Source organism: uncultured Gimesia sp. (assembly GCF_937919775.1).
Classification (GTDB): domain Bacteria; phylum Planctomycetota; class Planctomycetia; order Planctomycetales; family Planctomycetaceae; genus Gimesia.
Genome location: NZ_CALFPF010000666.1, coordinates 1 through 6,172, shown reverse-complemented (window position 1 = coordinate 6,172; position 6,172 = coordinate 1). Strand labels below are relative to the sequence as shown.

The 6,172-nt window shown below is 50.2% G+C and carries 4 protein-coding genes; 2 read left to right on the top strand and 2 right to left on the bottom strand.

Annotation, left to right across the window (positions count from 1 at the left end; genetic code table 11):
* Positions 1 to 818 (top strand): segregation/condensation protein A (locus tag Q0294_RS18965; RefSeq protein WP_299468589.1); only part of this gene is annotated, 818 nt, incomplete at its 5' end.
* A 226-nt stretch (positions 819 to 1,044) separates the two neighbouring features.
* Positions 1,045 to 3,087 carry an excinuclease ABC subunit UvrB gene (uvrB, locus tag Q0294_RS18960; RefSeq protein ID WP_299468587.1) on the top strand — a complete coding sequence of 681 codons (2,043 nt, stop codon included), beginning with the start codon at positions 1,045 to 1,047 and terminating at the stop codon, positions 3,085 to 3,087.
* Between the two features lie 13 nt (positions 3,088 to 3,100).
* Here uvrB and Q0294_RS18955 read toward each other — a convergent pair whose 3' ends face one another.
* Together Q0294_RS18955 and rimI are read right to left on the bottom strand one after the other, a co-directional pair.
* Positions 3,101 to 5,719, bottom strand: coding sequence for an excinuclease ABC subunit UvrA (locus Q0294_RS18955; RefSeq protein ID WP_299468585.1), 2,619 nt, complete (start codon positions 5,717 to 5,719; stop codon positions 3,101 to 3,103).
* 13 nt (positions 5,720 to 5,732) lie between these two features.
* Positions 5,733 to 6,172: ribosomal protein S18-alanine N-acetyltransferase (gene rimI, locus Q0294_RS18950; RefSeq protein WP_299468583.1), on the bottom strand; the 440-nt coding region annotated here is incomplete at its 5' end.

The window sequence follows — 6,172 nt, the reverse complement described above, 5'->3', positions numbered from 1 at the left end:
GTGGTCCATTAGACTTGCTGTTGTATTTAATTCGACGTAATGAACTGGACATTCTCGACTTTCCGATCGCTTCCATTACAGCATCATTCAATGAGTTTCTTGATGTACTGGAATTAATGGATCTGGATCTGGTCGGCGATTTTATCGTGATGGCCAGTACGTTGACAGAAATCAAAAGTCGAATGGTTCTGCCTCGCGCGGAAGAGGAAGAAATTGCAGAGGTCATCGATGACCCGCGCAGTGATTTAATCCAGCAATTACTGGAATATAAAAAATTCAAGGATGCTGCCAACGCGTTGGAAGAACACGCAGCCGAATGGCAGGAACGTTATCCGCGTCTGACAGATGAGCGTCCCAAGTCGGGCAAAGATCCTTCCGAAGACCTGATTAAAGAAGTGGAACTGTGGGACCTGGTCAGCGCTTTGGCTCGCGTTGTTAAACGCAAGGAAGTCGAAGAAGAATCCAGTATCACCTATGACGACACCCCGATTTCGACTTATGTCGAACGGATCGGCTCTCGCGTTCGTGTAGAAGAGCGGGTTGCATTCAGCACTTTCTTTGAAGGCGAAAAAGTTCGCAGCCGGATCATTGGAATCTTCCTGGCCATTCTGGAATTGCTGCGACATCATCAGTTTCGGGCAGAGCAACCTGTGGCATATGGCGAAATCTGGGTCATGCCTCCCCTTCCTGAAGGAGCGGAAGTTCCAGTTGAGCAAAGTCTTTCGGCGGCTGAAGAAGATTCTGAGCCGGTGCTGCCTCCTACGTCGAGGGAGCCCATTTCAGAAGACACAGCGGACGAAACAGATTTCGAAGAATAAGTCGACAGGTTTTCTCAAGTGTCCCGACAAAAGTGCTAACTTTTCTATGGGGCTCCCCTGCTTTCAGTCCAGAAACAGATGGCTGATTGATTCTGCGCATTTGGTCCCTTTCCCCGGTCGAAGACATTTCTCTACAATAGGCACTGATATCCCCGTTACACAGCTGTGTGTCTGTCTGCAGGAGCTGTTCTGCAGAATTTCAGCAGAACCAAAGGAATGAGAGACCATGTCCGTTTTTCAACTCAAGAGTGACTTTCAACCCTCGGGAGATCAGCCGCGTGCTATTGCCGGGTTGATCAAAGGAATCAAAGAGGGAAAGTCGGAGCAGGTATTACTGGGGGTGACGGGGTCAGGAAAAACCTTCACGATGGCGAATGTGATTGCAGAGTTAGGTCGGCCTGCGCTGATTCTGTCGCATAATAAAACTCTCGCTGCCCAGTTGTACTCGGAATTTAAAGAGTTTTTTCCGAACAACGCCGTTACGTATTTTGTGAGTTATTACGACTATTATCAGCCCGAGGCGTATATTCCGCAGCGGGATATTTACATCGAGAAAGATGCGTCAATCAATGACGAAATTGACCGTCTGCGATTACTGGCGACAAGTGCGCTGGTCAGTCGGCGCGATGTGATCGTTGTGGCCAGCGTGAGTTGTATTTACGGACTGGGCTCTCCCAAAGATTATCTGGAAATGATGATCCCGCTCAGGGTGGGGGTTGAGATCGACCGGGATGAAATGCTGCGTAAGCTGATCGATATCCAGTATGATCGGAATAATGTGGAGCTGTCGCGGGCCAAATTTCGTGTTCGCGGTGATGTGGTGGAATGCTGGCCGGCTTATGAAGAGTTTGCTTATCGGATCGAATTCTGGGGGGACGAAATCGAAAATCTGGCGGTCATTAATCCTTTGACAGGGGAAGTGCTGAGGACGGTGAACGAAGCGTATATTTATCCGGCCAAGCATTTTGTACTGCCTCAAGAGCGGATTGAGTCGGCGATTCAGGAGATACAGGCCGAACTGGATGAACGTCTGCAGGTTTTGCAGAGCGAAGGCAAATTGTTGGAATCCCAGAGACTCAGCGCGCGAACGCGATACGATATGGAGTTACTGGAAGAAGTCGGTTTTTGTCCTGGGATCGAGAACTACAGTCGTGCGCTGGCGGGAAGAAAACCGGGAACGCCGCCGGATACATTACTGGACTTTTTCCCTGAAGATTACCTGTTGTTTGTGGACGAATCGCATGTGACGGTCTCACAGGTGCGTGCGATGTTTGCAGGAGACCGTTCTCGGAAAACGAATCTCGTCGATCATGGATTTCGATTGCCGATGGCGCTGGATAACCGCCCGCTGACTTTTGATGAATGGAACGAACGCCGCAAACAGACAATTTTTGTTTCAGCGACACCCGGCGACTGGGAACTGGAGCGTGTCGAAGGGGAAGTTGTCGAGCAGGTCATTCGCCCGACCGGACTGATCGATCCTGTGATTCGAATTGTTCCGGCCCGCGGTCAGGTACCGCATTTGAAAGAGGAAATTAAAAAACGCGTTGCAGTCAATGAACGTGTGCTGGTGACGACGCTGACGAAACGACTGGCCGAAGATCTGACATCCTATTTTCAAGAGGCCGGCATTCGCTGTGCGTGGCTGCATTCGGAACTGGATGCCTTTGAACGCGTCGAAATCTTGCGGGGTTTGAGAGAACAAAAATACGACGTGGTAGTGGGGATCAACTTATTACGCGAGGGGTTGGACATTCCGGAAGTTTCGCTGGTTGCCATCCTCGATGCAGATAAGGAAGGTTTTTTACGGAGCGAAACCAGTCTGGTGCAAACGATTGGCCGTTCTGCCAGGCATATCAACGCGGAAGTGATTCTGTATGCCGACCGGATGACGAACAGCATGCAGAATGCGATTGACGAAACTGAACGCCGCCGTGCGATCCAGGAAGAGTATAATCGTGAGCACGGTATTACGCCGGAGTCGATCAAAAAAGCGATCAAACGAGGGATCGAAGGAGAAATGGAAGCACAGCAGTTTGTGCGGGAATCGGTAGGTTTTTCTGATGAATCGGAATACATTACCCAGGAATTTCTGAGCGAACTAGAAAAAGAGATGCTGGAAGCAGCGGAAAAACTGGAGTTTGAGCGGGCTGCCTTATTGAGGGACCGGATTGACGATCTCAAAAACCAGGGGAAGTCGGGGCAATCGAAAGTCGGGAAATCATCACAGGCCGGGAAAAAAGGAAAACGCCAGCGACGGAAACGCTAGCAGAAAGCATGCTTTAATGGGCAGTCGTCATTTTTTTGAGCGCTGAGCCGGTATAAGATGCGGGGTGATGAGCGATTTCCGCTGGTGAGCCCGTCACTACAATCGAGCCCCCTGCTTCGCCCGCTTCAGGCCCCAGATCGATAATATGATCCGCGGCACGGATCACATCCAGATTGTGTTCAATAATGATGATGGAGTGCCCCGCCGTCAGTAAATGCTCGAAACAATTCAATACATGTTGCACGTCGAGCGGATGCAGGCCACAGGTCGGTTCATTCATCAGAAAGAGCGTCTTGTTACGACTGCTGGTTGTCAGATAGGCGGCCAGTTTCAAACGCTGACACTCTCCGCCGGACAGAGAGCTGACCGGTTGCCCCAGGGGGATGTAACCCAGGCCAACATCTTTCAATTGTTTCAGTTTTTTCTGTAACGCAGGTTGCCCTCGAAAAAAAGGAAACGCTTCATCGACGGTCAGTTCCAGAACTTCGGCGATATTGAGTTTGCGATATTTGATTTCCAGCAGTTCGCGTTGATAACGTTTGCCATGACATTCCTGACAGACCATCGTCAGATCTGCCAGAAACTGCAGGTCGATTTCAATGAAACCGGTTCCTTTACATTCCGGGCAACGGCCGCCATTTTTACTGTTAAAACTGAAATCTCGGGGATTCAGGTTACGTAGTTTTGCATCGCCTGTTTCTGCAAAAACCGCGCGGATCTCGTCGAACAGATTCAGATAGGTTGCCGGTATACTCCGCGGCGTCTGCCCCACGAGTGACTGATCGAGTAAGATGACTTCGTCAATCTGCTCAACACCGGTTACCGACTGGCAGAATTGAAATGTATCTGCCGTTGTTGTTTCAGCCAGAAGCTCGGAGAGAATGGGGAACAAGGTCTGTTCAATGAGGCTGCTTTTGCCGCTGCCGCTGATACCGGTTACCACACACAACTGTTCCAGAGGAAATGAAATCGTGATGTTTTTCAGGTTATTTCGATTCACACCAGTTAGCGTGATCAGCGGCGGTGCCGGGTTGCGGGGATGCGATCTCAGAGATGAGGCTGAGGCCGCATTCAGAAAATTGCCTGTGGGTGAATCAGCAGCTGAGATGAGCTGATGGTAAGATCCTTCGAAGATAACCTCCCCCCCTGCTTTGCCTGCAGCAGGACCCAGTTCAACAATGTGATCGGCTGCTCGAATGAAGTCGGCATCGTGTTCTACCACGACCAAAGTGTTTTTTAAGTTGCGCAGACTTTCGAGCACAGAAATGACACGTTGAGTGTCAACCGGGTGAAGACCGGACGATGGTTCATCCAGCACATAAAGCGTGTTGACCAGATTGGAAGATAAGAGAGATGCCAATGCAATTCGTTGGCCTTCTCCGCCGGAGATTGTTCGCATTGATCGGTTTAATGTGAGATAGCCGACTCCCAGTTCTTGTAATAACATCAAGCGGTCGCTGATCTCTCGGAACAGAGGTGAGAGTTGCTGCTGAAGCGGCATGTTCAGAGCCTGCTTCAAATCCTCGAGCCATTTCCGCGTTTTCGGGATCGGGTGATGGCAGAATTGATCGATATTACGGTCTTGAATGTGTACCGCCAGCGCTGCTGCATTCAGACGGCTCCCTTTACAGTCAGGGCAAACCTGCAACGTCTTCGAGTGAGCTTGAGAATCCGCTACAAAACCTGATCCCTGGCAAAGAAGACAGGCTCCTGTCGGGCTGTAAAAATTAAACAGTTGTGGTTCAGGTAGAATAAATTCTTTCTGGCAGCGGGGGCAGTTCAATTCCGTCGAGAAATCAAGGCGGAACCAAGTTTTCTGGTCAACCTCAAGCGGAACTACCCGCTCCTGCTCAAACTGAATTTGCTCAACGAGTATCGCTGTCTGGCCCGACGATTCCCCAAACGCGAGTTCCAGACTGTCTAAAACGCGTTGTTCTTCGAGATTTTTTGTGTTCAGGCGGTCAATGACAACCAGTAAATGCTCCCATTGAGGTGTGAGTTGAGGGAGATTGTCGGTCAACTTGACCGTCTCGTGATTTACAATAACGCGCGTCAGCCCCTGGTGAATTAAGTCCTGAATGATCTCTGTTGAGGTTTGTTCCCCAGTTTTTTGAATCGGGTAGCAGATCTGGTACCGCGTATTCTCAGGCAGCGTTTTTAAGAACGCGAGCACTGATTCGGACGATTGGGGAGTAACGGGCAGATTGCACTCCGGGCAGACGACTTGTCCCAGTGATGTGTAAAGCAGTCGCAGGTAGTGATGAATGCCGGACGCGATGGCAGCCGTTGGTTCGATGCCTTTGCCTGTAGGATGACTTTTTCTCGCGTTTTGCCTGATTGCGATGGCGGGGGGAACATGCTTGATATGGTCAGCATCAGGTTTGGGAAAATGATGCAAGAATTGTCGCGCAGAGGATGAAAGGGTTTCGATATAGCGTCGTTGCCCTTCGGCGTAAAGCGTGTCGAAAGCCAGGCTGGTCTTGCCGGAACCACTGACTCCACAGACAACCGTCAACTGGTTGAGCGGGATGTCCAGGTCAATATTTTTAAGATTTTGGGCACGAACGCCGCGCAGTTGAATCGCAGGCAACGGTTTGCCGGAAGAAGATCCGCTTGGCGACTGTTTTGTCATTCGCTGTTATTTTTCAGGCAGCATCCGAAGCGTCGAGATAATTGCTGATGCGATTTTTCGGAGAAAGACCGGGAGCAAAATCCTGCTCTGCACGTTCCAGACGGTATTGCAGAACATAGGCATCTTCGCCTGCGTCTTCAAAGTAGTTTCGTAAAACCGAGACGGCACGGAAATCCATCTTACGGAAAAACAACTGCGCTGGCAAATTGGTTTCACGGACTTCCAAGACGATTTCGCGGCGGCGCTGCTGAGACAGTTTATCGATCACGCGCTGAACCATTTGACGTCCGATTCCCTGCTGTCTAAATTCGGGGGCGACGGCGAAGTTTAATACCTGAATCATGGATTTGTGAAGTTCATAGATCATGAAACCCACAATCTGATTGTTGTGTTCTGCCACCATTCCAATGCAATTTCGCTGGCGGAGACAGGTGAGAAAATACTCTTCAGTCC